At 40.3% G+C, this 25624-nt stretch carries 27 protein-coding genes; 25 read left to right on the forward strand and 2 right to left on the reverse strand.

Going from position 1 to position 25624, the window contains the following annotated elements; all coding sequences use genetic code 11:
• The first annotated feature begins 101 nt into the window (after window positions 1-101).
• Both EHQ58_RS08300 and EHQ58_RS08305 read left to right on the forward strand, forming a co-directional pair.
• Window positions 102-1805, forward strand: a complete 1704-nt coding sequence (locus EHQ58_RS08300) for an acyl-CoA dehydrogenase family protein (protein ID WP_167883573.1) — start codon at window positions 102-104, stop codon at window positions 1803-1805.
• 10 nt (window positions 1806-1815) lie between these two features.
• Window positions 1816-2229: a DUF1801 domain-containing protein gene (locus tag EHQ58_RS08305; RefSeq protein WP_167883574.1), complete on the forward strand. Its 414-nt coding sequence runs from the start codon at window positions 1816-1818 to the stop codon at window positions 2227-2229.
• 4 nt (window positions 2230-2233) lie between these two features.
• On the opposite strand, the gene EHQ58_RS08310 is transcribed toward EHQ58_RS08305, so the two are convergent.
• Window positions 2234-3346, reverse strand: a complete 1113-nt coding sequence (locus tag EHQ58_RS08310; protein ID WP_135623424.1) for a lysophospholipid acyltransferase family protein — start codon at window positions 3344-3346, stop codon at window positions 2234-2236.
• Between the two features lie 69 nt (window positions 3347-3415).
• Window positions 3416-4270, reverse strand: coding sequence for a formyltetrahydrofolate deformylase (gene purU, locus EHQ58_RS08315; RefSeq protein WP_135623425.1), 855 nt, complete (start codon window positions 4268-4270; stop codon window positions 3416-3418).
• 210 nt (window positions 4271-4480) lie between these two features.
• Here purU and rfbA point away from each other — a divergent pair, with 210 nt between their 5' ends.
• From rfbA to EHQ58_RS08430, 23 genes are all read left to right on the forward strand, one after another.
• Window positions 4481-5377 (forward strand): glucose-1-phosphate thymidylyltransferase RfbA, encoded by an 897-nt coding sequence (gene rfbA / locus EHQ58_RS08320; protein ID WP_135623426.1) that lies wholly within the window; start codon window positions 4481-4483, stop codon window positions 5375-5377.
• Window positions 5378-5381: 4 nt separating this feature from the next.
• Window positions 5382-5948 (forward strand): dTDP-4-dehydrorhamnose 3,5-epimerase, encoded by a 567-nt coding sequence (gene rfbC / locus EHQ58_RS08325; protein ID WP_135623427.1) that lies wholly within the window; start codon window positions 5382-5384, stop codon window positions 5946-5948.
• Entirely contained in the window at window positions 5941-6795 is an 855-nt protein-coding gene (rfbD, locus tag EHQ58_RS08330; protein ID WP_135623428.1) for a dTDP-4-dehydrorhamnose reductase, read from the forward strand. The genes rfbC (EHQ58_RS08325) and rfbD overlap by 8 nt, the downstream gene beginning before the upstream one ends.
• Before the next feature lie 27 nt (window positions 6796-6822).
• On the forward strand, window positions 6823-7827 hold the full coding sequence (locus EHQ58_RS08335) for a glycosyltransferase family 2 protein (protein WP_135623429.1): 1005 nt from the start codon (window positions 6823-6825) through the stop codon (window positions 7825-7827).
• Window positions 7827-8837, forward strand: a complete 1011-nt coding sequence (rfbB, locus tag EHQ58_RS08340; protein WP_210412795.1) for a dTDP-glucose 4,6-dehydratase — start codon at window positions 7827-7829, stop codon at window positions 8835-8837. Before EHQ58_RS08335 ends, rfbB begins: the two co-directional genes overlap by 1 nt.
• 154 nt (window positions 8838-8991) lie before the next feature.
• Window positions 8992-9345 carry a MarR family EPS-associated transcriptional regulator gene (locus EHQ58_RS08345; RefSeq protein WP_135623430.1) on the forward strand — a complete coding sequence of 118 codons (354 nt, stop codon included), beginning with the start codon at window positions 8992-8994 and terminating at the stop codon, window positions 9343-9345.
• Between the two features lie 22 nt (window positions 9346-9367).
• A complete protein-coding gene (locus EHQ58_RS08350) occupies window positions 9368-10378 on the forward strand; it encodes a phosphoglycerate dehydrogenase (protein ID WP_135623431.1) in 1011 nt (336 codons plus the stop codon).
• Between the two features lie 86 nt (window positions 10379-10464).
• Entirely contained in the window at window positions 10465-11040 is a 576-nt protein-coding gene (locus EHQ58_RS08355) for a D-glycero-alpha-D-manno-heptose-1,7-bisphosphate 7-phosphatase (protein ID WP_246047245.1), read from the forward strand.
• Window positions 11041-11763 carry a sugar phosphate nucleotidyltransferase gene (locus EHQ58_RS08360; RefSeq protein ID WP_135623432.1) on the forward strand — a complete coding sequence of 241 codons (723 nt, stop codon included), beginning with the start codon at window positions 11041-11043 and terminating at the stop codon, window positions 11761-11763.
• Window positions 11760-13148 (forward strand): GHMP family kinase ATP-binding protein, encoded by a 1389-nt coding sequence (locus EHQ58_RS08365; RefSeq protein ID WP_135623433.1) that lies wholly within the window; start codon window positions 11760-11762, stop codon window positions 13146-13148. The genes EHQ58_RS08360 and EHQ58_RS08365 overlap by 4 nt, the downstream gene beginning before the upstream one ends.
• On the forward strand, window positions 13145-15037 hold the full coding sequence (locus tag EHQ58_RS08370; RefSeq protein ID WP_167883575.1) for an N-acetylneuraminate synthase family protein: 1893 nt from the start codon (window positions 13145-13147) through the stop codon (window positions 15035-15037). The genes EHQ58_RS08365 and EHQ58_RS08370 overlap by 4 nt, the downstream gene beginning before the upstream one ends.
• On the forward strand, window positions 15037-15615 hold the full coding sequence (locus tag EHQ58_RS08375; protein WP_135623434.1) for a D-sedoheptulose-7-phosphate isomerase: 579 nt from the start codon (window positions 15037-15039) through the stop codon (window positions 15613-15615). Before EHQ58_RS08370 ends, EHQ58_RS08375 begins: the two co-directional genes overlap by 1 nt.
• Complete coding sequence (locus EHQ58_RS08380; RefSeq protein ID WP_135623435.1) at window positions 15612-16448, forward strand: sugar phosphate isomerase/epimerase family protein; 837 nt, start codon at window positions 15612-15614, stop codon at window positions 16446-16448. The genes EHQ58_RS08375 and EHQ58_RS08380 overlap by 4 nt, the downstream gene beginning before the upstream one ends.
• Window positions 16445-17188 carry an acylneuraminate cytidylyltransferase family protein gene (locus tag EHQ58_RS08385; protein ID WP_135623436.1) on the forward strand — a complete coding sequence of 248 codons (744 nt, stop codon included), beginning with the start codon at window positions 16445-16447 and terminating at the stop codon, window positions 17186-17188. Before EHQ58_RS08380 ends, EHQ58_RS08385 begins: the two co-directional genes overlap by 4 nt.
• On the forward strand, window positions 17189-18574 hold the full coding sequence (locus EHQ58_RS08390; RefSeq protein WP_135623437.1) for an aspartate aminotransferase family protein: 1386 nt from the start codon (window positions 17189-17191) through the stop codon (window positions 18572-18574).
• Window positions 18571-19005 (forward strand): VOC family protein, encoded by a 435-nt coding sequence (locus tag EHQ58_RS08395; RefSeq protein ID WP_135623438.1) that lies wholly within the window; start codon window positions 18571-18573, stop codon window positions 19003-19005. The genes EHQ58_RS08390 and EHQ58_RS08395 overlap by 4 nt, the downstream gene beginning before the upstream one ends.
• Entirely contained in the window at window positions 19005-19682 is a 678-nt protein-coding gene (locus EHQ58_RS08400) for a class I SAM-dependent methyltransferase (RefSeq protein ID WP_135623439.1), read from the forward strand. The genes EHQ58_RS08395 and EHQ58_RS08400 overlap by 1 nt, the downstream gene beginning before the upstream one ends.
• Window positions 19683-19694: 12 nt before the next feature.
• Window positions 19695-20468 carry an SDR family NAD(P)-dependent oxidoreductase gene (locus tag EHQ58_RS08405; RefSeq protein WP_135623440.1) on the forward strand — a complete coding sequence of 258 codons (774 nt, stop codon included), beginning with the start codon at window positions 19695-19697 and terminating at the stop codon, window positions 20466-20468.
• 10 nt (window positions 20469-20478) lie between these two features.
• Complete coding sequence (locus EHQ58_RS08410) at window positions 20479-21303, forward strand: SDR family oxidoreductase (RefSeq protein ID WP_135623441.1); 825 nt, start codon at window positions 20479-20481, stop codon at window positions 21301-21303.
• 10 nt (window positions 21304-21313) lie between these two features.
• Window positions 21314-23026 carry an ABC transporter ATP-binding protein gene (locus EHQ58_RS08415; protein ID WP_135623442.1) on the forward strand — a complete coding sequence of 571 codons (1713 nt, stop codon included), beginning with the start codon at window positions 21314-21316 and terminating at the stop codon, window positions 23024-23026.
• A 119-nt stretch (window positions 23027-23145) separates the two neighbouring features.
• Window positions 23146-24372 (forward strand): class I SAM-dependent methyltransferase, encoded by a 1227-nt coding sequence (locus EHQ58_RS08420; RefSeq protein ID WP_135623443.1) that lies wholly within the window; start codon window positions 23146-23148, stop codon window positions 24370-24372.
• Window positions 24373-24414: 42 nt separating this feature from the next.
• Window positions 24415-24984, forward strand: coding sequence for a dTDP-4-dehydrorhamnose 3,5-epimerase (rfbC, locus tag EHQ58_RS08425; RefSeq protein ID WP_135623444.1), 570 nt, complete (start codon window positions 24415-24417; stop codon window positions 24982-24984).
• Between the two features lie 9 nt (window positions 24985-24993).
• On the forward strand, window positions 24994-25605 hold the full coding sequence (locus EHQ58_RS08430; RefSeq protein WP_135623445.1) for a class I SAM-dependent methyltransferase: 612 nt from the start codon (window positions 24994-24996) through the stop codon (window positions 25603-25605).
• Window positions 25606-25624 lie beyond the last annotated feature (19 nt).

The raw sequence follows: 25624 nt of genomic DNA on the forward strand, positions 1-25624 counted from the left end.
ATCCCTTGAACTTGCAATTCGGAGGAGGAAAATCCCTTTACAAAGTTCAGCAATCAGGGGATAAAACAGTGACGACATAAATTGAATCCAAAGGAAACCGTGTGAACTTACTAAATCCAAAACTTGAAAAATATGCTCATTTAGATGAAAAGTCTAGAAATTTAATGTTAAAAACGATAGAGTTTTTTGAGAAGAAGGGCAAACAGAAAATCCTAAAAGACGACCATGATAAAGTTTGGTATGCCGATTTTCTCGAATTTGTAAAAAAAGAAAAGGCTTTTGCGATCCTCATGACACCGAGTGGATATGGGGCAAGTGACTCTCGTTGGGATTCCAATCGAATCATGGCTTTCAATGAGATTCTTGGTTTTTATGGACTCTGCTATTGGTATACTTGGCAGGTTTCCATGCTAGGTGTCGGACCTATATGGATTAGTAAAAATGAAACCATAAAAAAGAAAACTGCTAAATTACTAGAAGATGGTGAAATTTTTGCCTTCGGACTTTCCGAAAAAGAACATGGTGCAGATTTAATCGGTAGCGATATGATGCTGATTCCGAATGGTGATGGAACCTATAAAGCAAGCGGAGATAAATTCTATATAGGTAACGGAAATAAGGCGGCAATTGTTTCTACATTCGGTAAAATGTCAGATACCGGCGAGTTCGTATTCTTTGGAGTCAATTCGCAACATGAAAAATATGAGTTAAAACCAAATATTGTTACATCTCAAAACTACGTGGCTGAATTTGAACTCCATGATTATCCGATCACCGAAGATGATATCATTTCAAAAGGAAGAGCGGCTTGGGATACTTCACTTGCGACGATTGCCTTTTGTAAGTTCAATTTAGGTTGGGGCAGCGTTGGAATTTGCACACATGCTTTTTATGAAGCCCTCAATCATGCATCTCATAGAAGACTGTTCAATCAATATGTAACTGATTTTACTCATATCAAACAAATTTTCATGGATTGTTTTACTCGTCTAACGGCCATGAAACTCTTTTCGATGCGTGCAACGGATTATATGCGGACCGCCTCAGCGACGGACAAACGATATCTCCTTTTTAATCCTATGGAAAAGATGAAGGTCACCACACAAGGGGAAGAGGTTGTCATTGGTCTTTGGGATGTGATTGCGGCAAAAGGTGTAAACAAAGACGCTTATTTTGAATTGGCAATTCGAGACATTCAGATGCTACCAAGACTTGAAGGTACTGTCCATGTAAATATGATTCTCATCATGAAATTCATGCAAAATTACTTTTTTAAATCTGATGATAGCTTGCCTGCCATTCCAAGAGTCTATGATACCAAGGATGATACGTATCTATTCAACCAAGGAGCGACAACAAAAGGATTTGATAAAATTGTTTTCCATGACTATAAGAAAGCATACGATCTCTATCAATTGCCAAACATAGAAGTATTCAAAAAACAAATTGAAAAGTTTAAGGAGTTTCTTGAAAAAGCCGCGCCAAGCAAAGAACAATCGGCTGATCTAGGTTATATGCTAACTGTCGGAGAAATCTTTACCTTGGTCGCCTATGGTCAATTGATTCTAGAGAGTGCAAGTCTCGAGAAAACAAATGACGATCTAGTGGATCAAATATTTGATTTTTTAATTCGCGACTTTTCTAAATTTGCAACACAACTATATTCTAAACCGTCGAGCACACCCGTGCAACAGGAAATATGTTTAAGGATGTTGCAAAAGCCGGTTCCGAATGAGGAAAGGTTTCACCGTATTTATAAGGATCAGCTTCTAACTTTGGCTGATACTTATGAGATGAATGCATAAGCAAACGAAAATGGATCTTCAAAATCCGATGGTGGCAGAGGTATATTTTAACTACCCTGTTGCCATCAGGGAAAAGCTACTCCAACTGCGTGCATTGGTGCTTTTGGTTGCTCGTCAAACCGAAGGTGTTGGTCGGATTGAGGAAGGTTTACGATGGGGGGAGCCTAGTTTTTTGACAACAGAATCAAAATCTGGAAGTACGATTCGTGTCCATACAGTCAAGAATCATCCAAATCAATATGCAATGTATTTTAATTGTAAAACTGATTTGATAAACAGGTTTCATCAAAAATACCCCACCAAACTAAAATTTAGTGGGAATCGGGCAATTCTGTTTGAGTTGGATGAGGAAATTCCATTAGAGATCGTAAAGGAATGCATCACCGAAGCATTAACTTATAACCTAAAGAAATCCAAAAAATGAGTTTTTAAATCGTACTTATTTTAGCAGAAGATTCAAAAATAGCATCCAATTTGTTTAAATGTTTGGTCAGTTGGTTTTTGTGATACAATACCAAATTTTGTTTCTTTAAGTGATTCATAGATTTAGGAATCGCAGTGAGTGCACCTAAAATTTTTACTTTGCTTTCAGAGAGTTCCACATATTTTAATTTTTGTAATTTTTCTAGCACGAACTCTAACGGTTTCGTGTCTGTCAGTTTGCGAAGTTCAGAGCCCACTTTTAATTCAGGATGTAACTCCATGATTTGATTTTTAAAGTGCATCAGACTCTGTCCAAATTTTTCAATCGAAAATTGAGAGGATTCTTCCCACTTTAAAAGCAGATAAGAGACTAAATTTCCAAGTGTAATGGCATAGGTTCCGCCAAGTTTATCTTGAATGATTTTTGTAACCGCATCGGAATTTTCTTCTTTAGTGATTTTGAATGGTGCCCCGTATGTGATATGAAGTTTGGCTTTTTTAAAGGATAGAGAATCGTAGGTGAGGTTGAAGGAGTTGAATTGGATATCTTCCACTTTGTTTTTTAGATAAAAGACTCCTTTTTTGATCAGATTTAAATAACCGTCTTGGTTGTAGGTTCCCTCCGGAAACATAAATAAATTTCTACCCTTATCGATGTTCTCAACTAGAGTATTCCACTCAGCATCCACCGTATCTCTCAGTTCCCCTTTTTTTAAAAGCTCTCTTGAATTGTCACGGAACGGACGTTTTATCGCCATGCAACCGATGTATCCAAGAAGAGAGGGAATGATATTTGATTTATCAATGAGGCTCAGGAGTAACCTGGTCAAACCTTTCGATCGAAATTCCTTAATTAGAAAGCCTTTTCTCATAATGTCCTCTCGAGTCGGAATCGTCATTTTGATTTGAGGCGATAGGCGGGTATAAACAATGGCCAGTGCCGGAATGTCCGTCTCAGAAACATGATTTCCAATGATGGCTGTAGGATAAGGCGAAATCAATGTCTTTGATTCATGTAGGAAGTGTTCCTCGACTTCGGAAAAAAAGAGATTTCCCGATTTTTCTACAAGGCGAATGAGAATGTTGTAGGCGAGTGTGGCGTTTTTGATATCAGTCATAAAGTTCTAAAAAAGGAAAAGATACCAACTCCTTTGAGTCAAGACTTTCTGCTTCCATAGAATGAAAAATTATTTGAAAATCACAGTCTTATTTTTCCATACAATGACTCTATGTTCGAGTACAAATCGGATTGCTCGAGCTAGTACCACTTTTTCAATATCCCTACCATTTAATACGAGTTTGTCTTTAGTAAAACTGTGATCAACGGGAATCACGTCTTGGGCGAGTATCGGACCTTCATCCAGTGAGCTTGTGACAAAGTGTGCAGTTGCACCAATGAGTTTCACTCCTCTTTCATACGCTTGCTTGTATGGGCTTGCACCCACGAAGGCAGGAAGGAAGGAGTGGTGGATATTGACAATCCGTTCCGGAAATTGTGAGACAAAGTTTTCGGAGAGGATGCGCATGTATTTTGCAAGGACGATAAAATCAAACGGTATTGTTTGCAGAAAATTTAGGATTTTGCCCTCATGCTCTTCCCTCGACAAACCTTCGTGGTCTATGAATTGGAAGGGCAAATGAAAATCTTCAACTAAGGACTGTAGTTCTTTATGATTCGAGATTACACAGGGAATGTCAATGTCCAATTCCTTGGAACGGTGGCGCAGGAGCAGGTCTCCTAGGCAATGGCTTTCTCTCGTGGCAAACAAAATCACTTTCTGCCTTTTCTCGGCATGCACCTTGATTTCGGCATCCTGTGGAAGAAGGGCTTTGATGCGGTTCAGATGGTCCGTGTTTTCTGGATGGCCAAAGAATTCTGTCCGCATAAAAAAGATAGAATCTACTGGATCGACGAATTCATGATTGGAAACGATATTGCAACCGGTTTCCAGGAGTAAGCCTGTGATTCCATGGATCAGACCAGGTTTGTCAGGGCAACGGATCAGGAGGGTCTGGCGGAGGGGAGCACTTCGTTTTTCCATTTTCACCGATTCTTTTCCGGTCGCAGAACGGTACAAGCAGAAAATATAAGACATAATTCGGCTAGGTTTTCTGTTCAAGGTTTGAACGGTTTGCTTGACTGGCGATTGGGACGACCAAAAATTGAAATGCATGGGACTCAAGGGGCGAAGCTGCGTCCAGACCGAATCCGATCGCCAAAATTCTACAAAATCAATCCGTAGGCATAAAATATGAAAGGCATTATTCTCGCTGGTGGTTCTGGAACCAGACTCTATCCCATCACACGCGGTGTCGTAAAACAACTTCTCCCCGTTTACGATAAACCGATGATTTACTACCCGCTTTCCGTCTTAATGCTCGCCGGCATTCGTGAAATTTTGATCATTTCCACTCCTGCCGACACGCATAGGTTCCAGGAAATTTTTGGTGATGGATCGGATCTCGGTCTGAAAATATTTTATAAGGTGCAGCCGTCTCCCGACGGACTAGCACAGGCCTTTTTGCTTGGGGAAGAATTTTTAAATGGGGAAGATGCCTGTCTCGTATTAGGTGATAATATTTTTTACGGACATGGATTTACGGAGCTTCTACAAAATTCAGTAAAAAAAGTGAAAGAGGAACGTCGGTCTGTCGTTTTCGGATACTATGTAAAGGATCCAGAGAGATATGGAGTGGTCGAGTTTGATTCATCGGGAAAAGCGCTCTCCATTGAAGAAAAACCAAAAACTCCCAAAAGCAATTATGCAGTCATCGGACTTTATTTCTATACGGCCGATGTTGTTGCCGTTGCAAAGAGCATCAAACCATCTGATAGAGGCGAGTTAGAGATAACCACCGTCAATCAGGTGTATTTAGATCAGGGCAATCTCGATGTAAACGTAATGGGTCGTGGTTATGCCTGGCTCGATACAGGGACGCATGAAAGTCTACTGGAAGCATCTAACTTTATAGAGGTGATCGAGAGAAGACAAGGATTAAAAATCGCATGTCTTGAAGAAATTGCTTTCGAAATGGGTTATATTTCCGAAGAAAAACTTCTGAAATTGGCGGAACCTTTGAAAAAAAATCAGTATGGTCAATATCTCTTTGAGATCGTGAAACGAAAAACGAAAACATTAAAAAACTAAGAATATGAATATATATGAGTCAACATTGGCGGATGTCTTCATCATTGAACCGAAAGTTTGGGGCGATGAGAGAGGCTACTTTTTTGAAAGTTATAGAGAGGATCTCATTTCAAAACACCTTCGAAAATTTCATTGGGTTCAAGACAATGAATCCTTGTCGGTTAAGGGAGTCCTTCGTGGCTTGCACTACCAGCTACCTCCATTTGCGCAGTCCAAACTTGTGCGCGTCATACGAGGATCTGTCCTTGATGTGGCCGTTGACATTCGGAAAGGTTCACCAAATTTTGGAAAACATATGACAATTGAATTGAGTGAAGAAAATAAGAAACAAGTACTCATTCCAAGAGGATTCGCTCATGGATTTCTCGTCCTAAGTGACACTGCCATTTTCTCTTATAAAGTAGATAATTATTATTCCAAAGAATCGGAACGGTCTATCCTTTGGAATGACCCTAGCATTGGAGTGGACTGGCAATTGTCAGAATCCCATTTGGTTCTCTCTGAAAAGGATAAGGTTGGGAAACAGCTCTCTGAGGTAGACATCTTTCCAAGTAGCGATTTGTATGCTTAACGTATTAGTAACAGGTGGTAATGGACAATTGGGTTGTGAAATTCGTGAGGTTGCCCCAGAATTTGCAGACAAACTTCGACTATTCTTTGTAACACGTGAAAACTTAAATCTGGAGAGTGAATCCGAGATTGAAACATTTATTTCTGCCAATCAAATCCAAGCAATCGTCAACACTGCCGCCTACACTGCAGTTGACTTGGCAGAAAAAGAACCGGAAAAGGCAAGGTCGAGCAATGTTGTCATTCCGAAACTTTTAGCAAAAATTGCCAACCGACACAAAATCAAGATGCTGCATGTATCCACGGATTTTGCATTCGACGGAAAATCTGGCAAACCCTACAAAGAGGACGATTTGACTTCACCTATTTCCATCTATGGAAAAACAAAAGAGGAAGGAGAAAGAGAAGTCTTAAAAGAACTGCCGAAGGCCATTATCTTAAGAACATCCTGGGTCTATTCCAAGTATGGAAATAACTTTTTGAAAACCATCCGTAGGCTCGGAAAAGAAAGGCCTGAATTAAAAATCATTTATGATCAAATCGGAACGCCTACTTGGGCACGTGACTTGGCTCGAGTGATCTTAAAAATGATTCAGACCAAAGATCTTTCTGGTTTTTACCACTATTCGAATGAAGGCATCGCCAGCTGGTATGACTTTGCCAAAGAGATATTAGATTTAAGTAATCTAAAAACCAAGATTCTTCCGATTGAAACAAGCGAATATCCAACGCCCGCGACTCGTCCCACATATTCTGTGTTAAACAAGAAAAAGATAAAACAAACTTTAGAGATCGAGATTCCTCATTGGAAGGACAGCTTAAAAGTGTGTCTTTCCGAATTGGATTGAATTTTTTTAAATTTAAGGCAAACTGATTTGGCTACACATTACGTTCTAAAAAAAAGAAAGAATCCTAATTTGCTTACTCTTATCATTCCTTGCTATAACGAGGAAAAGGTGATTCCTTATCTTAAGGAATCCTTGAAGCAGATTCTTCCACAAATTCCATCACAGGTGGAAATTCTCCTAGTCAATGATGGGAGTTCCGACACTACGATTGAAGAGCTTATCAAATGGTCCCAGGAAGAAAAAAGAGTGAAAATTCTCAGTTTTGCCAGGAATTTTGGGCATCAGATAGCGGTGACAGCTGGGATGGATTTTGCGTTAGGTGATGCTATCGTCATTATGGATGCCGATTTGCAAGACCCCCCTGAAGTGATTTTGGAAATGTTGGCAAAATACCGCGATGGATACGATGTAGTTTACGGAAAAAGAGAAGAAAGAGTAGGGGAATCTTTTTTTAAACTAGCAACGGCTTGGCTATTTTATCGTTTGATGAAGGTTCTAGTACATAAAGATTTACCGCTCGACTCTGGTGACTTTAGGCTCATTTCAAGGAATTGTCTGGATGCGATTAAGCTCATGCGGGAAAAACATCGGTTCCTAAGAGGCATGGGAGCTTGGGTCGGATTCCCGCAAACTCCCGTTATCTATAAACGAGCCGCACGTGCCGCAGGAGAAACAAAATACCCTTTACGCAAAATGCTGACACTTGCTATGAATGCCGCGATTTCATTTTCGCCACTTCCACTCAGGCTTAGTTTATCTCTTGGGTTTGTGATTGCATTTGTCGGTTTTGTTGTGGGACTGACCGCCGTAGTTAAGGCTTGGATGCACTATTCGGGCTTATATCCAGATTTGGTGTACAATCCAGGTTGGGCAACCATTGTCGCCTTACTTTGTATTATCGGTGGTTCAATTTTGATTTCGATAGGTATTTTGGGTGAATACATAGCGCGAATTTTTGAAGAGGTTAAGGGTCGACCCTTATATGTAGTTGAGTCTACGTTTAATATGGAACAAACAAAGAGGAAGAAGTAATGTTGAAATCTATTCTAGTGACTGGCGGAGCTGGATTTATCGGATCCAATTTTGTACCTTATTTTTTGGAAAAAAATCCCGATACCCACTTGATCAATTTGGATCTTCTTACCTATGCTGGAAATTTAGAAAATTTAAAGGAAGTCGAAGGAAATCCTCGTTATACATTCGTTAAAGGCGATATTAAAGATCAAAATCTGATCACTTCTCTTTTTACAAAATATGATATCAGAGGAGTGATTCACTTTGCAGCGGAAAGCCATGTGGACAATTCCATCTCAAACCCAGAAGTATTCCTCCAAACAAATGTGATCGGAACATTTGTTTTAGTTCATGCTGCCTATAAGCATTGGATGGAGAAACCTTTTGTTTATAAACCGGGTTATGAATCCTCAAGGTTTCATCATGTGTCCACGGATGAAGTTTATGGAACACTTGGTGAGACAGGGCTCTTTGAAGAGACGACAGCCTATGCACCAAATTCTCCCTATAGTGCTAGTAAGGCGGGAAGTGATTTTGTCGTAAGAAGTTATCACCATACCTACGGCATGAATACAGTTACAACCAACTGTTCCAATAATTATGGACCTAAGCAGCATTCAGAAAAACTAATACCAACGATCATCAGAAAGGCCATCGCCAATGAAAAGATTCCGATTTATGGACAGGGGACAAATGTACGGGATTGGCTTTATGTCTTGGATCATGCCATCGGCATTGAACTTGCCTTCCATAAGGGAGTCAGTGGGGAAACGTATAACATTGGCGGACGAAATGAACGTAATAATAATTACATCGTGAACAAAATTTGTGAAATCCTTGATGTGAAAAGGCCTAGGTCCGATGGGAAAAGCTATAAATCTCTCATCACTTTTGTCGCTGACAGACCAGGTCATGATCTGCGTTATGCGATTGATGCGACCAAAATCGAAACGGAACTTGGTTGGCAAGCACACGAAAATTTTGAATCAGGAATCTTAAAAACGGTAGATTGGTATTTGAATCAATAATGCGTTCATAGCGTGAACGCTTTGCTTGACTGAAATGTTCATGAAATGAACGATGTCCCTGACAAGAATCCCCTTTCGAAAAAGTGGGACTGAAGGGGCGAAGCTGTCCTTTTCCTTTCTACCTTTTCGAGAAACCGCGAATACGAAAACAACCATGGCAGAAGATTATACATTAAAGGTACTGCGCCTACTGCAGGAAAATCCACACCTATCCCAACGTGAGGCCTCCGATGTGTTAGGGCTCAGTTTGGGTAAAACCAACTATGTGATCAATGCCCTGATTGAAAAAGGAATGATCAAGATTAAGAATTTTAAGAATAACAAAAACAAATCCACCTATGCCTATCTATTGACACCCCAAGGTGTAGAAGAAAAAGCACGGCTTACGATGCACTTTTTTGAAGTTAAGAAATTAGAATATGAAGAATTAAAAGGGGAAGTCGAGAAGCTTGCCAAAGAAAAGGCAGAAAATTCGAAACACGGTCCGGAGTTTGGTTTCAAAGTTTAATTGGTACTTTTAAAATAATCAGATGGCAAACGTTTTTGTTTCTACCTTTCCTTTTTGTCGCACCTCACCCAGAGCTCTCCAAATTTTAGAAGAAAATGGACATCAAGTAGTTGTAAACCCAAACGGTCGTAAGATGAAGCCAAATGAAGTGGCAGAAGCGGCAAAATCATTTGACGCACTCATTGCCGGGACGGAAGATTTATTACCTCTCGTAAAAGAATCAGATGCCTTGAAGCTCATTTCTCGAGTTGGGGTAGGACTTGATAGCGTTCCCCTCGGACTTTGTACAGAAAGGGGGATTGCTGTAACCTATACTCCAGATGCCGTTTCACCTGCGGTCTCCGAAATGGCCGTTTGCCTCATCGTCGATGCTATGCGCAAGCTTACGTATGCAGATAGAGAGATCAGACAGAGTAAATGGTCAAGACCCTATGGAGATCGAATCGGTGGAGCATCCATCGGCATTTTGGGTTTCGGAAGGATTGGAAAACGAGTCGCTTCTCATTTGCTCGGTTATTTGCCCAAAGAAATTTTAGTCTGTGATTTGTTAGACCAGTCGAATGAAATTGCAGAATTGCAAGTTTTATCGAATCAAATTTATCATTTTAACGCAAAGGTGGGGAAAAATTGGAATCCTACGGCCATCAAACAGGTATCATTTGTCGAGTTGCTAAAGTCTTCTGATGCCATCACCATTCATATCCCCTTGGAAAAGGAAAATATAAACCTGTTCCAGGAAAATATATTTCGCTCTATGAAAAATAAGGCAGTGCTCGTCAATACCTCTCGAGGTGAAATCGTAAATGAAACCGATCTCCTTAAGGCACTCCAAGATAAAGTCATCGCAGCTGCGGCCTTAGATGTCTTTGAGGAAGAACCATACTATGGTCCATTGAAAGAACTGGAGCAGGTCATATTGACACAACATATGGGATCCTGTAGTGAAGACTGTAGGGAAGCAATGGAGAAGGAAGCAGCGGAGAATTTGGTTTCGTTTTTTAAAGGGCAGAGCGTGAAAGATCGGGTCGTTTGAGATCTGGTTTTCTGGTTTCTTTAAGTTTGCCAATAAAATAAGGCCGAAAACCAAGCGAAAAGATATTTATAAAGTAATACATCCAAATGACACTACATATGCAAAAAGCATTATTTCTGGATCGAGATGGAGTTGTTAATAAGGATAAAGATTATGTGCACCGGATTAAAGACTTTGAATTCCAAGAAGGTATTTTTGATTTATGCCGAATGGCAAATCATCAAGGTTATCTTATTTTTATCATTACCAACCAAGCAGGGATAGCTCGCGGTTATTACTCTGAGCGAGATTTTATACTTCTCACAAAATGGATGTTAAATGATTTTCGAAGAGAGGGATGTTTTGTTTCCAAGGTCTATTATTGTCCCTACCACCCTGAATATGGAAACGAAAAATACAAACGCGTCTCTGCTTTTCGAAAACCTGCACCAGGTATGATTCTTAAGGCTGCCAAGCGATTTGAGGTCGATCTAGCAAGTTCCCTTTTGGTCGGGGACCAGGAAACTGACATTGAGGCTGGAATAAACGCTGGCATTGGTAAAAATTTTCTCTTATATAACCCCGAGAAAAAGAAGCAGTCTATGGACAGTCGCGCGATTGGAATCAAATCCTTACAAGAAGTTGTCAGCTTTCTTGCGTTAGAGAACAAAATCGAATCATAAATGGCAGAAAAGAATCACCTTCCTATTTTTATTTTGGCTGGCGGTAGAGGAACTCGTTTGGCATCCGTGGTGAGTGATGTACCTAAGCCACTAGCGCCTGTAAATGGAAAACCTTTTTTGCAATATCTATTAGAAAACTATACGGGCCAAGGTTTTAGAAAATTTTACTTTTTGCTCCATTTCAAAGCCGATCAAATCATCCAATGTGTGGAAAGTTTGAAGGAAAATATCCTGCGTGAATCGGAAGTGTTTTACTCGATCGAACCCGCACTCCTAGGTACGGGCGGGGCGGTTGCCTACACATTAGAGTCCCTAAAATTTGAAGGAGAGTTTTTGATAGTGAATGCGGATACTTGGGTAGATGCAGAATCAATGGCAGCGCTTGAAGGCTCCCAGGCACCCTCCATAGGTGTGATCCATATTTCTGATGTTTCTCGTTATGGCAAAGTAACGATCGAAGGCCAAACCATTCTTGCCTTTGAGGAAAAAAAAGATAACGCAGGTCAGGGTTGGATCAATGCCGGCATTTATAAATTAAATTCAAGTAACTTTCTTGGCAAGAGTGGAGAGTTTTCTATGGAGAAAGAGATCTTTCCTGCACTCGCAAGCGAAAGGAAATTGCAAGCGGTGGCACTTGATACTGAGTTTATCGATATAGGAATCCCTGAGGATTATAGACGTTTCCAAAATTGGATAGGATCGGACAGGAAGGAAAAGCTATGAATTTCGATATGTATTTGGTTAACTTTGATAGTACGATTGAAAAAACATTAGCCAAAATTGATTTAAATCACTTAGGTTTTAGTTTGGTCCAAGATCAAAATTTGAAAATTATTGGCCTTGTAACGGATGGAGACATTCGAAGAAATCTGTTAAACGGAAAAAGTTTAAGCACCCCGATTTTAGAATGTATGAATCGGGAGTTTATTTGGGCACCAAGCCAGGCTCCTCGTGAACATTTGTTAAAGATGCTTGATTCCAGAATTCAGTTCATTCCTATCCTGGATGAGAATCATAAATTAGTAGGCGTTGTGACGAAAGATGAGATGCCTCATCTGGAAGAGCGTAAAGTCTATGCCAGGGCAAGATCGCCCGTTCGCATTAGCTTTGGTGGTGGAGGATCCGACCTGACTCACTTTTTTACGAATGAAAAAGGTGCCGTCATCAATTCTACAGTATCCTTATATACGCATGCGACTCTAAGAATCAGGGAAGATTTTAAAATCATATTATACTCACGGGATTTAAATGAATCCATTGAGTTTGAAGATTACGAAGATTTACTTAAGCGCGAATCAAATTTTAAACTTTTCCAATCCATCATTAAAGTCGCACGTCCAAATTTTGGTTTTGAATTGTTTGTTCATTCTGACTATCCCATGAACTCAGGACTAGGTGGATCCGCCGTGGTTTCTTCAGCCATCCTTGGTTGCTTCAATCAATTTAGAAAAGATAAATGGGACAACCATGAAATCTCCGAGTTGGCATTCCAAGCGGAAAGATTGGATTTAGGAATCGCGGGTGGTTGGCAGGACCAGTATGCTACCGTCTTTGGTGGGTTTAACTTTATGGAATTTGCGATGGACCAAAACATTGTCCATCCCTTGCGACTCTCAAAAGACACCATCATTGAGCTCGAGGAAAGTTTGATTCTTTGTGATACGGCGACGACTCATGACTCCGGAAACATCCACGATGACCAAAGGGAATCGATGAAACAATCAGATATAAAATTAAAAGTACAATCAAATGTTGAACTTACATATGAGATGCGAAATCATTTGCTGAGGGGACGATTGTTTCAATTTGGGCAGTGCCTTCACAAAGCATGGGAAATCAAACGTGGATTAAGTTCCAAAATTTCGAATCTATTCTTAGATAGAATTTATGAAGATGCCATGTTAAATGGTGCGATTGGTGGCAAGCTTTTGGGAGCAGGCGGGGGTGGCTTTTTCTTATTTTATGTTCCGCCTTTTGCCAAACATAAACTTTTAAATTGGATTGAGTCTGCAGGTCTTAACTATCGACCCTTTCGATTTGATGCAGAAGGGCTGCAAGCGTGGACGATTAGAGAGGATTTAGTAAAAAAGGATATTGCTGTTATATGATAAATATTGGAAAATTTGAAATTGGTTCGGGACGAGCATTTATCATTGCCGAGATCGGGAACAACCATAATGGCGATCTGAATAAAGCGTATCAGCTAGTTGACGTAGCAGTATCCGTCGGTGCCGATTGTGCCAAATTCCAGATGCGTCACCTAGATGAAGTGTATCGCCAGAAAAGTTTGAACAAATCGGGTGAGGACTTAGGAACGGAATATATTTTAGATCTTCTTGAAAGATTTGAATTGGATAAAGAATTCCATCGAAAGCTAAATGCGTATTGTATAGAGAAAGGCATACTGTATCTCTGCACGCCTTGGGACAATAAAAGTGTTGATATACTTGAAACTTTTCCTGTTCCTGCTTATAAGGTAGCATCTGCCGATCTAACGAATGTTTATCTGTTAGACCGTCTCATAGAAACGAAAAAGCCTCTGATTCTTTCAACGGGAATGAGCAACACAGAAGAAATTTTATTTACGAGAAATTATCTTCAAAATGCAAAAGCACAATTTGTTTTTTTACATTGTAATAGTACATATCCAGCACCACTACAGGACATCAATCTCAACTGGATGACCCAGTTGAAAGGGTTTCATCCTTATATCGGCTATTCAGGACATGAAAGAGGTATCAATGTGACCTTGGCATCGATTGCCATGGGTGCAATGGTAGTGGAACGCCATCTAACACTCGATCGCAATATGGAAGGTCCTGACCATGCAGCAAGTCTTGAAGTAGGAGAGTTTACGAAACTCGTCCAAGGAATTAGAGAGATTGAGCAGGCTTTGGGTACAGGCCAACAGGAACGAAAACTCAGCCAAGGAGAAATGATCAATCGCGAAAACCTTGCGAAAAGTTGTGTCGCTGCCAAACCCATTACAAAGGGAACCACGATTACCAAAGAGATGATCAAAGTTCTGAGTCCGGGACAAGGACTTTCACCTCAAAAAATCAATGATTTGATCGGGAAAAAAATCAAACGCGATATGTTGGAAGAAGATTATTTTTTTCCTTCCGATCTTTCGGAAAAGAAAATAGAACCAAAGCAATATCGATTTAAAAGACCTTGGGGAGTACCTGTTCGTTATCATGACTTCCAAGAATACTATGCTCGAGTGAAGCCAGATTTATTTGAATTCCATTTGTCTTACTCAGATATGGAACTCGACCCAAGTAAGTTTTTAAATGGCACCTATGATTGTGAATTCGTGATCCATGCACCTGAGTTATTTGAAGGTAGCCATCTTATGGATTTGGCAACACCTGATGATGCGTATCGAAACATTTCTTTAAAAGAAACGCAAAGAGTCATTGATATTACAAGGTCTCTCAAGAAATACTTTCCAAAAACAAAAAAGCCCTTTATTGTCGCAAACATTGGCGGTATCTCCATGGATGGAAACCTGCCAAAGGAAATCCTCCCGTCTTATTACGAGCGTTTTGGTAAAAGCTTGCAGCAGTTAGATATGGAGGGTGTTGAATTGATCCCGCAAACGATGGCTCCCTTCCCTTGGCACTTTGGGGGCCAAAGGTATCAAAATATTTTTGTGCAAATCGGTGAAATTGAAGAGTGGTGTAAAAAATTAAATTTGCGCATGTGTTATGATGTTTCTCACACGATGCTGACCTGCAATCACTTCGGTCTGGATTTTTATGATTTTTCCAAAAGAATCGCTCCTTTCACTGCGCACATTCATATGGGTGATGCTAAGGGGTTCAATGGCGAGGGTCTTCAGGTAGGTGAAGGAGAAATAGATTTCCAGAGATTAGGAAAAATCTTTTCTGAATTTGCACCTAACGCATGGTTTATTCCCGAAATATGGCAAGGACATAAAAATGGTGGGGAAGGCTTCTGGATCGCTCTTGAAAAGTTGGAAGGGATCTTGTAATGTCACGAGAAAAAGTTCGAAGTATCATCCAATCATCGATCGAAGTCAAAAGAAGTATATACGACTCAGAACCTTTGCTCAAACAGATTACGGATCTTGCTGCTCTTTGTTTACAATCCCTGAAAGCTGGTGGCAAAATTATCTTCGCTGGAAATGGTGGCAGTTTTGCAGATTCCCAACATTTAGCTGCCGAGTTTATTTCGAGGCTTCAGTTTGACAGAGACCCATTAGCCTCGGTTGCCCTAGGAACCAATAGTTCCTCAACGACGGCGATTGGAAATGATTATGGATATGACCAAGTTTTTGTGAGAGAACTAAAAGCGATCGCTCTGCCAGGAGATGTTTTTATACCGATCTCCACGAGTGGTAACAGTCAAAATATCTTGGCGACCCTAGAAACCGCAAAGGCCAAAAACTTACATGTCGTTGGTCTCACAGGGGAATCGGGTGGAAAGTTAAAGTCACTAGTTCCTTGCATCTGTGTACCTTCCTCACGGACAGAAAGAATCCAAGAATCGCATATCATGATCGGACACATTATTTGTGGTTTGGTGGAGGATGGTTATTTTCTTTCATGAAAAATCAACTAGGCGTCATGCAGGGAAGACTTCTTCCCAAATACAAAGGTCGTTACCAAGCACATCCAGTAGGATATTGGCAAGAGGAGTTCCCCATTGCCAAGTCGCTTGGATTGGATTGCATCGAATTTATACTCGACTACAACGATTTCGAGAAAAACCCTCTTTCCTCTGAGAAGGGAATCCAGGAACTTAAACAAGTGATAGGTGAGACAGATGTTTCTGTCGTATCCATTTGTGCGGATTATTTTATGGAAGCTCCTCTGCACTCTCCTGATATTGCTGTCGTCGAGGAGAGTAAGCAAGTGCTTTCACTTCTACTAAATCACGCAAGCATCCTGGGAGTAAAAGATATTGTCATCCCGTGTGTGGATCAATCCTCTTTGAAATCGAAAAGTGATAAGACGACATTCTATAACAATCTTCTACCTTTTGTAAAAATTGCGGAAGAAAAAGAGATTCGGCTCTCTTTAGAAACGGATTTAAACGCGTCCGAATTCTTAGAGATCCTTCAGATGTTTGGCTCTAAAGCAGTGTCTGTGAATTACGATATCGGTAATAGTGCCTCGCTTGGATTCAAGCCAGAAGAAGAGTTTGCTGCCTATGGAAAATTCATCACAGATATCCATATTAAAGACAGAAAATTAAATTCTGGGTCCGTGGAACTTGGAACAGGGAATGCAGATTTTCCGACGGTCATTGCCCTGATCAACAAGTTAGGTTATACAGGACCATTCATCATGCAAGCTTACCGCGATGAGGAAGGCTTAGAGATTTTTAAGAAACAGTTAGAATGGGTAAGAAAGAATTTTTTGGAAGGAATTAAAAATTGAACGATACAATTGCCATCATCCCCGCAAGAAGCGGTTCTAAGAGTATAAAAGACAAAAATTTGGCCTTGTTAGGTGGTCATCCGCTGATTGCGTATAGCATTGCCGCAGGCATACTTTCAAAAAAAGTAAGCCGGACCCTTGTTTCTACTGACTCAGAAGTTTACGCCACGATTGCCAAAAAATATGGGGCAGAAGTTCCCTTTATGAGACCAGCAGAGTTTTCTACAGACACTGCAACGGATAGGGATTTCATGTTCCATGCTATGTTGTGGATGAGAGAAAACGAGGAGGCTGTGCCAGAATATTGGGTACACTTACGCCCAACCACTCCTCTAAGGGATCCGATCCATTTGGACCAAGCATTGGAAACCTTGCAAGCGAATGGGGAAGCAACTTCCTTACGTTCGGCGCATCTCTGTCCCGAGTCGCCTTTTAAATGGTTTCGGAAGAATGATAGCGGGTATCTTACGGCGCTTGTGTCCGACGAAACTTCTTTAGACAGGTTCAACCTTCCGAGACAATCTTATCCAGATGTTTATATTCCAGATGGTTATGTAGATATCGTGCGCAGTTCCTTCGTATTGAATACGGAATTAATGCATGGAAACCGGGTGATTGGATATGTGTCGCCTGCATGCACAGAAGTAGATTCAAAGGAAGAATTGGATCTCTTAGAGTTCCAAATTAAAAAGTACGGATCACCACTTTTAAATTATTTGAATGAAATGGAGAAAAAATAAATGGCCGGTCATGGTTTTAGTCATATTCCACAAAACGTAGAAAAGGTGAATACCAAATATAGAAAGATTCAGACTCAGATTCCCGTGCCTGAGAGCCTGCCTTTATTAGAAAAAATGTACAAAACCGAATCTCGCTCTATGCATGGTCAAATGCCAATCATTTGGGACCGGGCAGAAGGATTTCAGGTTTTTGATCCTTGGGGAAATGCTTGGATAGATTTTAGTAGCACGATATTTGTTACAAATGCGGGACATGGAAATAAGAGAATCATCGAAGCTCTGAGAAAAGTTCTCGATAAACCTTTGTTACATACCTATACGTATGCAAATCTAGAAAGAATTGAATATATCGATTATCTCATTGAAAATACGCCTAAACAATTTGAAAAAGCGTTTCTATTGTCCGCTGGAACAGAAGCCACTGAGTGCGCTTTTAAGTTGATGAGATTGAATGGGAAAAAGCAGGGAAAAAAAAGAGGCGGCATTATTTGTTTTGAGGGCAATTGGCACGGACGAACTCTGGGCGCCCAAATGATGGGTTGGAATCCTGCGCAAAAAGAATGGATAGGATATTTGGATCCTAATATCTTTCATCTTCCTTTTCCGTATCCTTGGAGAGAAGAGGCAATGAAAAATCCAGTCCAATTCTTTAAGGACAGTCTAACAGAGATGTGTCTAAAGAATCAAATTGATCCTCAGACAGATATCTCTGGCTTTATGTTGGAAACGTTTCAGGGCTGGGGCGCCATTTTTTATCCCAAAGAATTTGTGCAAGCAGTCGTGGAATTTGCTCATCAGAATCAGATTCTTGTCGCCTTTGATGAAATGCAGGCAGGCTTTGGGCGAACTGGAAAATTATTTGGCTATATGCATTATGGTGTAGAGCCAGATCTATTGTGTTGTGGAAAAGGTGCGGCTTCAAGTCTTCCACTATCCATCGTGTTAGGTTCTGCCGAAGTGATGGACTTACCAGACATTGGATCGATGAGCTCCACTCACTCAGCGAATCCGATGGTATGTGCTGCAGGGAAAGCAAATTTAGAAGCTTTACTTGAAGATGGACTCATAACAAACTCTGAGAAACTTGGAAAAATCTTTCATGACCAGTTACAAAAAATGAGAGAACAATTTCCGAATCATATTAGTTCGATACAGGGCGTTGGACTTTTGGCTGCAGTCATCTTTAATGATCCATCTGGAAAGCCACTCGCTTCTCTCTGTGATACGATTGCAGAATACTGTCTGCAACGAGGGCTCATTCTTGTTCATACAGGACGCGAATCCATGAAATTGGCACCTCCCTTAAGCATCACTGAGGATGCACTATTCGAGGGACTTGGCGTTCTTTCTGGGGCCATAGCCGATGGAATCAAAAAACATCCATGATTAAAAACACTCGTCATACGGGAATCGTTGTTAGGGATTTAGACAGAGCTTTTAGGTTTTATGAAGCTTTAGGCTTTAAACTCTGGAAACGCGAAGTTGAATCTGGGGATTTCATTAGTACTGTTGTCGGGATTGAAAACGTGAAAGTGGAGACAGCAAAATTGAAAGCACCCGACAATTCTATGTTAGAGTTGTTACAGTATCACTCCCATCCGAAAGAAAAAGAAATTGTAAACGCACCTTCCAATCAGTTGGGTTGTTCGCATATCGCTTTTAGTGTGATTGATATTGATAAAACATGTGATTTTATTTTGCAACAAGGCGGCTCGCTTGTGAATCCGCCAGCCCTATCTGCGAATGGACTGGTAAAGGTTGCCTATTGCCATGATCCAGAAGGGGTACTTTTGGAATTAGTTGAGGAGATTATGTAATGGCAGATTATCTAAAAGTCGTATACGATGAGAAATCTCATCCATATACAAATTATCCTGAGCAACTTGTTTCCTATCTGTTTCAATCGTTTCAAATGAAACCTGGTATGAAATTTTTAGAGCCTGGGTGTGGGCGTGGAGATTTTTTACTGAATTTTCAGAAGCTGGGATTGGATTGTTATGGCGTAGACCTTTCACTTGAAGCGAAAACTTTTTTGGCAAAAAGTAAAATACCAGTCGAGATATGTAATGCCGATAAGGATCGATTGCCCTTTGATGACGATACTTTTGATATCATCTATAATAAAAGTTTCTTAGAGCATTTAAGAGAGCCAGATCATTTTTTAAAGGAAGCAAGACGAATCTTAAAGCCTGGCGGTTTGATATTATGCCTTGTTCCAGACTGGGAATCTAATTATAAAATCTATTTTGATGATTTTACCCATAGGACCCCATTCACCAAAGTTTCCTTAAATGATATTTTTAAAATCTGCGATTTCTCTAATATCAATGTTTATATTTTCAGACAGCTCCCGATTGTATGGAAATACCCGATTTTAAATTATTTTTGCGCTATGATCAGTCCCTTCATTCCCGTTCGCACTAAAAATAAATTTTTTCGATGGTCACGCGAACTTATGTTAGTTGGCTCAGCATATAAAGAGACCAAAGTCTAAGAAAAGATACATTTGAACTTAAATCTAAAGGATAAAACTGTGTTTGTTTCTGGTGGGACAAAAGGGATAGGTCTTGCCATTGTGAAAGGTTTTCTTGGCGAAGGTTGCAAGGTAGCCTGCATCGCTAGAAATGAAGACTTAATTGCTAGGATCGCTTCGGAGCTAAAACAAGAATATTTGGAAGAGAATCTACTTTGTCTGAAAGCGGATGCCACCCAGGAAGAAGAGTTAGTTTCGAGCCTAAAGAAAGTTACCGAAAGATTTGGAACGATTGATATATTAGTCTCAAATATAGGAAATGGAAAAAGTGTTCCAGATCCTCTTCCCGCAAAAGACCAATTTCGCACCGTTTGGGAAACGAATTTTACCTCCGCAGAAAATTTAGTGCGAGTCGGTATGAACTACTTAACCCCGAAAGATTCCTCTATTCTTTTCATCTCTTCCATTGCGGGAGTTGAGGCCATCGGAGCACCCACTGATTATTCGGTGGCAAAATCAGCCTTGATTGCCTTATCCAAGAACTTGGCACGCAAACTTGCGCCTAACATCAGGGTGAACTGTATTGCACCTGGTAATATTTTTTTTCCTGGTGGTAGCTGGGAGGAGAAGGTAAAACAAGATCCCGATCGTGTGAACCTAATCATACAAACGACAGTTCCCATGAAACGTTTTGGCACTCCGGAAGAGATCGCTGATGCTGTTTTGTTTTTAAGTTCAGAGAGAGCTACTTTTATCACAGGAAGTTGTCTCATCGTTGATGGTGGACAAACGGTAAGCCTTCACTAAAGGATATGTTATGAACGAACTATTTTCTTTAAAAGACAAAGTGATTGTAATTACAGGTGCGGCGGGACTGCTCGGAAGACAGCACGCTGACGCTATAGCCTCGGCCGGAGGAATTCCGATCCTACTTGATTTATACAAAGAGCCCGTAGAAGAATATGCAAAAGTCCTGCAAGAAAAATACGGAGTCAGAGCAATAGGCTTTCAAGTGAACATTACAAAGGAAGAGGAGATTCGTGCAAATTGTACGGAAATTGTTCAAACTTTTGGAAGGATCGATGGCTTAGTGAACAATGCAGCGAACAATCCGAAAGTCGAAGAGTCTTCGGATAAAAATTTCTCTCGTTTAGAAAATTTCCAATTTCATGTTTGGAATGATGATCTCGCGGTCGGACTTTCCGGTGCATTCTTATGTTCTAAGTATTATGGCTTTGAGATCTCTAAGAACCCAAAGGGAGGGTGTATCCTCAACATTTCTTCGGATTTAGGTATCATTGCCCCTGACCAAAGGCTTTACCAAAAGCCAGGACTTCCCGAAGAGCTCCAACCGGTTAAACCAGTGACATACTCTGTCGTGAAAGCTGGACTCATAGGACTTACCAGATATCTGGCTACCTATTGGGCAGACAAAAATGTTCGGTGCAATGCGATTTGCCCTGGTGGAGTGGAAAACAATCAGAACCCAGAGTTCATGAAAGAAGTCACCTCAAGAATTCCCTTGGGAAGAATGGCAAATAAGGATGAGTATAAAGGGTTAGTTGTATTTTTACTGGGTGATAGCGCTAGTTATATGAACGGTGCGATAGTGTCAGCTGACGGTGGTAGAAGCGTATGGTGATTTGGCTGATATGAAATTCGAACAAATTGTAAAATTGTGGAACTACTTAAGTCCAAGACGCAAAAAGCAATACATTATTTTACTTATCTTTATGATGTTTACCTCCATCGTCGAGGTATTTAGTATCGGATCCGTCGTCCCTTTTCTCGCTGCGATCACATCTCCAGAAATCTTGTTTAATGATGCGAGATTTGTGCCTCTCTTAAAGAATTTAAATATCAACAAACCATCTGAGTTATTATTGCCTGCGACCTTGATCTTTATGGTAGCCTCTCTCTTGTCTGGGGCCACACGGTTATTTTTAAGTTATGCCACCAATATGCTTTCTGTTGTTACAGGAGCGGAAATGAGTAAAGAGATTTACCAAAAAACTTTATATCAGCCTTTTGCGGTACATAACAATCGCAACAGTTCTGAAGTCATTAGTGGGATTATGGGAAAATCAAATAACGTAATTAGTTACGTATTGCAACCCATTCTAACGGTTCTCTCTTCCTTTTTTATCATTTCTGCAATTCTCGCTAGCCTAATGCTTATGGAACCGTATGTTACGATCGGTTCTTTTTCCATGTTTGGTTTTATGTATATTTATATAGCATATAGAACCAAACGAAAATTGGTCTCCAATGGAGAGGTTATCAATAAAAATCTAACCTATATTTATAAATCATTACAAGAAGGCTTAGGCGGAATTCGCGAAGTCATATTAGATGGTAGTCAAAAGTTTTATATCGAGTTATATAGTCAGTCCGATCTTCCTTATCGAAAGGCAATGGCAGACAATAGTTATCTATCATCCAAGCCGCGCTATATTATGGAAGCGTTTGGAATGGCCGCCATGGCCATCTTTGCCTATGTATCCGCAGTAAATACAAATTCGATCTTAGCGATTGTGCCCATTCTGGGCTCACTTGCATTAGGTGCTCAAAAATTACTCCCCATTTTTCAACAGGTTTACGCTTCCTGGGCCAATGTAAAGGGAGCTGAAAAAATTATGGATGATGTACTTGGTTTACTTGGCCAGAAAATGCCTGAGACCTCAGATTCAGATGGAAACCAAAAAAAATTGAAATTTGAAAATTTAATCGAAGTTAAAGACTTAAATTTTAGATATAATTCTGAGTTACCTCCGATTCTTACAAATTTTAATCTTAAAATCGAAAAAGGTTCTAGGGTCGGCATCATTGGAAAGACAGGGGCAGGAAAGAGCACGCTTGTAGATATCATCATGGGACTACTCGAACCTGAAAGTGGAAAGATCCTCATAGATGGTGTTGCCTTAGATGCGCAAAATTTAAGACCTTGGCAGAGAAATTTAGCACACGTACCGCAATCGATCTTTCTCGCTGACACTTCGATCTTAGAAAATATAGCTCTCGGCATTCCCAAAGGCCAAATCGATATCGATAAAATCAAATTGGCGGCAAGACAAGCTCAGATCGGGGAATTTGTAGAATCTTTGCCAGATGGATACAACACGTATGTCGGGGAACGCGGTGTTAGGCTCTCTGGTGGTCAAAAACAAAGAATTGGAATCGCTAGGGCTTTGTATAAAGAGGCTTCCGTCATTGTTTTTGATGAAGCAACGAGTGCCCTAGACAACGAAACCGAACAAGCGGTAATGGAAGCGATCAATCAATTAGATAAAAGCCTGACCATCATCATCATCGCACACCGCTTGAGTACGATTGAAAATTGTGATAACATTGTATCCCTTACTTAGAATGAGTATTTGAATATCAGGATTTTGAAAGAAATTCTCAATACATAATCTTAAATAAGAATCAGCAATCAATTTATAGTATTAAAAAGAATGAAAAATGAACCAAGGAAAAAATAAAAATGACAGCAAAGCTCTGCAGAGTGAGTAACACTCCTTTAAAACAAGTTCTGGATTTTGGTAAGCAACCATTAGGTAATGGATTTTTAGAAAAAAAAGATTTCGCCAATGAATATTTTTTTCCAATGTCTGTGGGATTTTCAGAAGTAAGTATGATGTTTCAGTTGCTTGAGCAACCAAATCCTGAAATTATGTTTCACGATCATTATGCTTTTTACTCCAGTACCTCTGGTTTCATGGCAAATCATTTTAAACAATTTGCGGAGGAAGTTATCAATTCTGGTTATCTCTCAAAGACCAGTCCCTTTGTCATTGAATTGGGTTGTAACGATGGAATTATGCTAAAGAATTTTGCCTCGAAAGGAATTCAACATTTGGGCATAGAACCTTCGTTAAATGTCGCCAAAGAAGCTAACAAACATGGAGTCAGAACCAGGTCAGAGTTTTTTTCGGAAGAGTTAGCAGAGACTATCGTTAAAGAAGAAGGCCAAATCGATGCCTTTCTTGCAGCAAATGTGATGTGTCACATTCCAGATATACTCGGTGTTGTCAAAGGAATCAAAAAACTGCTTAAACCAACGGGTGTCGTGATGTTTGAAGATCCATACCTAGGCGATGTCATTGCAAAAACTTCTTATGACCAGATCTATGATGAGCATGTGTTCTTGTTCTCAGCTCTATCCATCAAATATCTATTTGGACTTTGTGATATGGAACTCATTGATTTACAACCTCAGAAAACTCATGGCGGCTCTATGCGTTACGTCTTGGCTCACAAAGGTGCTTATCCCGTTAAAAACTCTGTTCCAGAAATCCTCGCGAAAGAAATGGCACAAGGTCTGGATAAATTAGAAACTTTCGATAAATTTAGAGAGTCCGTGGAACAGTCAAAAATCGATTTGGTAAATTTACTCAAAGACTTAAAAGCAAAAGGTAAAAAGGTAGTCGGTTATGCGGCCACTTCTAAGAGCACGACAGTCTTAAATTATTGCGGAATTGGTCCAGACTTAATCGAGTATATATGTGATACAACTCCCATCAAACAAGGAAAACTTTCTCCAGGAATGCATATACCTGTGGTTCCTTATGAAACTTTTGCTGCCAATTCGCCTGACTATGCTTTCCTTCTCGCATGGAACCACGCAGAAGAGATTATGGGAAAAGAAAAAAAATACGTAGAATCTGGTGGAAAGTGGATCATCCATGTTCCTAAAGTCCAGGTTTTGTAATTAGAATCTCGACGATTAGAATGTCGACTTGTATCAGCAAAATTGAAAGTTACTAAAACCAACTTAGACGGACTCATTCTCCTCGAGCCAAAAACTTACACGGACGAGAGAGGTTTCTTTTTAGAAACCTATGAAAGGTCTAGGTATAAAGCCGTAGGCGTTCCAGAGGATTTTGTCCAGGACAACCATTCTCGGTCTGAGAATGGGGTTCTTCGTGGCATGCATTTCCAGGTCAAACGACCACAGGCACAACTGCTGACCGTTATGCGAGGAAAGATTTTTGATGTTTGCGTGGATTTACGAAAGTCATCAGAAACTTTTGGTAAGTGGTATGGCATCGAACTCAGCGATGTAGGTCCCAGGCAGATTTATATGCCACCAGGCATTGCCCATGGTTTCTGTGTTTTGTCGGACTTTGCAGACTTACACTACAAAGTGAGTCGAGCTTATGACCATTCAGATGAATCAGGCCTTTTCTGGAATGATCCAGACGTCGGCATTGCATGGCCCATTCAAACTCCGAAGGTTACTGCTCGCGACGCTGCTTATTTGAAACTTGCAGATCTCACAATTGATAAATTACCGCATGAAATACCTCTCGAGAAAATATAAGGAATCCTTATGGAAGAAATAAAACTAAACCTTGGCTGCGCGTCTCGTCCTCTAAAAGGATATGTGAATATAGATATTGATACTATTGACCAAATGAAAGAGAGATATCCCAACCTTCAATTTGAAGAGGGGTTGGAAATCTTTCAGTATGATATCTTCCATTTGCCTTATCGGGACAGCGAAGTATCTGAAGTTCGTAGTGATTCCATGTTAGAACATTTATCTTATCTAGAGGAAAAGGAATTTTTCCTTGAAATGGTCCGAGTACTCAGGCCGGGTGGGAGATTGGTCTTCTCTGTTCCAGATTTCGAAGACACAGTAAAAAAGTGGCTCAGTGCCGAAGATGATTGGAGAGAATTTTATCGTAACGACGATGAGGCGATCGCCAAACAACATTGGTTTGGTCATTATTCTTATGCGACGAAAAGCCGGTGGGGATACTTAACAGCGAGTTTGTTTGGTCCACAAAACAGCCCCGGACAGTTCCATAAAAACTGTTATACGGAAGGTAAAATCCGCGCAATGCTCGGTAAACTTGGATTTGAGATTGTCGAGTTAAGCTTTTTTGATTGGAAAGGGGACAGAGATCGTATGATCCAGGTCTCTAGCATTAAAAAATAGAAATCACGTTGAAGGTAAT

Source organism: Leptospira ognonensis (genome assembly GCF_004770745.1).
Classification (GTDB): domain Bacteria; phylum Spirochaetota; class Leptospiria; order Leptospirales; family Leptospiraceae; genus Leptospira_A; species Leptospira_A ognonensis.

Excerpts from the sequence above, each read along its gene's own strand:
- EHQ58_RS08305 (WP_167883574.1), top strand. The coding sequence starts at position 1,816 with ATGGATCTTCAAAATCCGATGGTGGCAGAGGTATATTTTAACTACCCT.
- EHQ58_RS08310 (WP_135623424.1), bottom strand. The coding sequence starts at position 3,346 with ATGACTGATATCAAAAACGCCACACTCGCCTACAACATTCTCATTCGC.
- purU (WP_135623425.1), bottom strand. The coding sequence starts at position 4,270 with ATGGAAAAACGAAGTGCTCCCCTCCGCCAGACCCTCCTGATCCGTTGC.
- rfbA (WP_135623426.1), top strand. The coding sequence starts at position 4,481 with ATGAAAGGCATTATTCTCGCTGGTGGTTCTGGAACCAGACTCTATCCC.
- rfbC (WP_135623427.1), top strand. The coding sequence starts at position 5,382 with ATGAATATATATGAGTCAACATTGGCGGATGTCTTCATCATTGAACCG.
- rfbD (WP_135623428.1), top strand. The coding sequence starts at position 5,941 with ATGCTTAACGTATTAGTAACAGGTGGTAATGGACAATTGGGTTGTGAA.
- rfbB (WP_210412795.1), top strand. The coding sequence starts at position 7,827 with ATGTTGAAATCTATTCTAGTGACTGGCGGAGCTGGATTTATCGGATCC.
- EHQ58_RS08345 (WP_135623430.1), top strand. The coding sequence starts at position 8,992 with ATGGCAGAAGATTATACATTAAAGGTACTGCGCCTACTGCAGGAAAAT.
- EHQ58_RS08350 (WP_135623431.1), top strand. The coding sequence starts at position 9,368 with ATGGCAAACGTTTTTGTTTCTACCTTTCCTTTTTGTCGCACCTCACCC.
- EHQ58_RS08355 (WP_246047245.1), top strand. The coding sequence starts at position 10,465 with ATGACACTACATATGCAAAAAGCATTATTTCTGGATCGAGATGGAGTT.
- EHQ58_RS08360 (WP_135623432.1), top strand. The coding sequence starts at position 11,041 with ATGGCAGAAAAGAATCACCTTCCTATTTTTATTTTGGCTGGCGGTAGA.
- EHQ58_RS08365 (WP_135623433.1), top strand. The coding sequence starts at position 11,760 with ATGAATTTCGATATGTATTTGGTTAACTTTGATAGTACGATTGAAAAA.
- EHQ58_RS08370 (WP_167883575.1), top strand. The coding sequence starts at position 13,145 with ATGATAAATATTGGAAAATTTGAAATTGGTTCGGGACGAGCATTTATC.
- EHQ58_RS08375 (WP_135623434.1), top strand. The coding sequence starts at position 15,037 with ATGTCACGAGAAAAAGTTCGAAGTATCATCCAATCATCGATCGAAGTC.
- EHQ58_RS08380 (WP_135623435.1), top strand. The coding sequence starts at position 15,612 with ATGAAAAATCAACTAGGCGTCATGCAGGGAAGACTTCTTCCCAAATAC.
- EHQ58_RS08390 (WP_135623437.1), top strand. The coding sequence starts at position 17,189 with ATGGCCGGTCATGGTTTTAGTCATATTCCACAAAACGTAGAAAAGGTG.
- EHQ58_RS08395 (WP_135623438.1), top strand. The coding sequence starts at position 18,571 with ATGATTAAAAACACTCGTCATACGGGAATCGTTGTTAGGGATTTAGAC.
- EHQ58_RS08400 (WP_135623439.1), top strand. The coding sequence starts at position 19,005 with ATGGCAGATTATCTAAAAGTCGTATACGATGAGAAATCTCATCCATAT.
- EHQ58_RS08410 (WP_135623441.1), top strand. The coding sequence starts at position 20,479 with ATGAACGAACTATTTTCTTTAAAAGACAAAGTGATTGTAATTACAGGT.
- EHQ58_RS08415 (WP_135623442.1), top strand. The coding sequence starts at position 21,314 with ATGAAATTCGAACAAATTGTAAAATTGTGGAACTACTTAAGTCCAAGA.
- EHQ58_RS08420 (WP_135623443.1), top strand. The coding sequence starts at position 23,146 with ATGACAGCAAAGCTCTGCAGAGTGAGTAACACTCCTTTAAAACAAGTT.
- EHQ58_RS08430 (WP_135623445.1), top strand. The coding sequence starts at position 24,994 with ATGGAAGAAATAAAACTAAACCTTGGCTGCGCGTCTCGTCCTCTAAAA.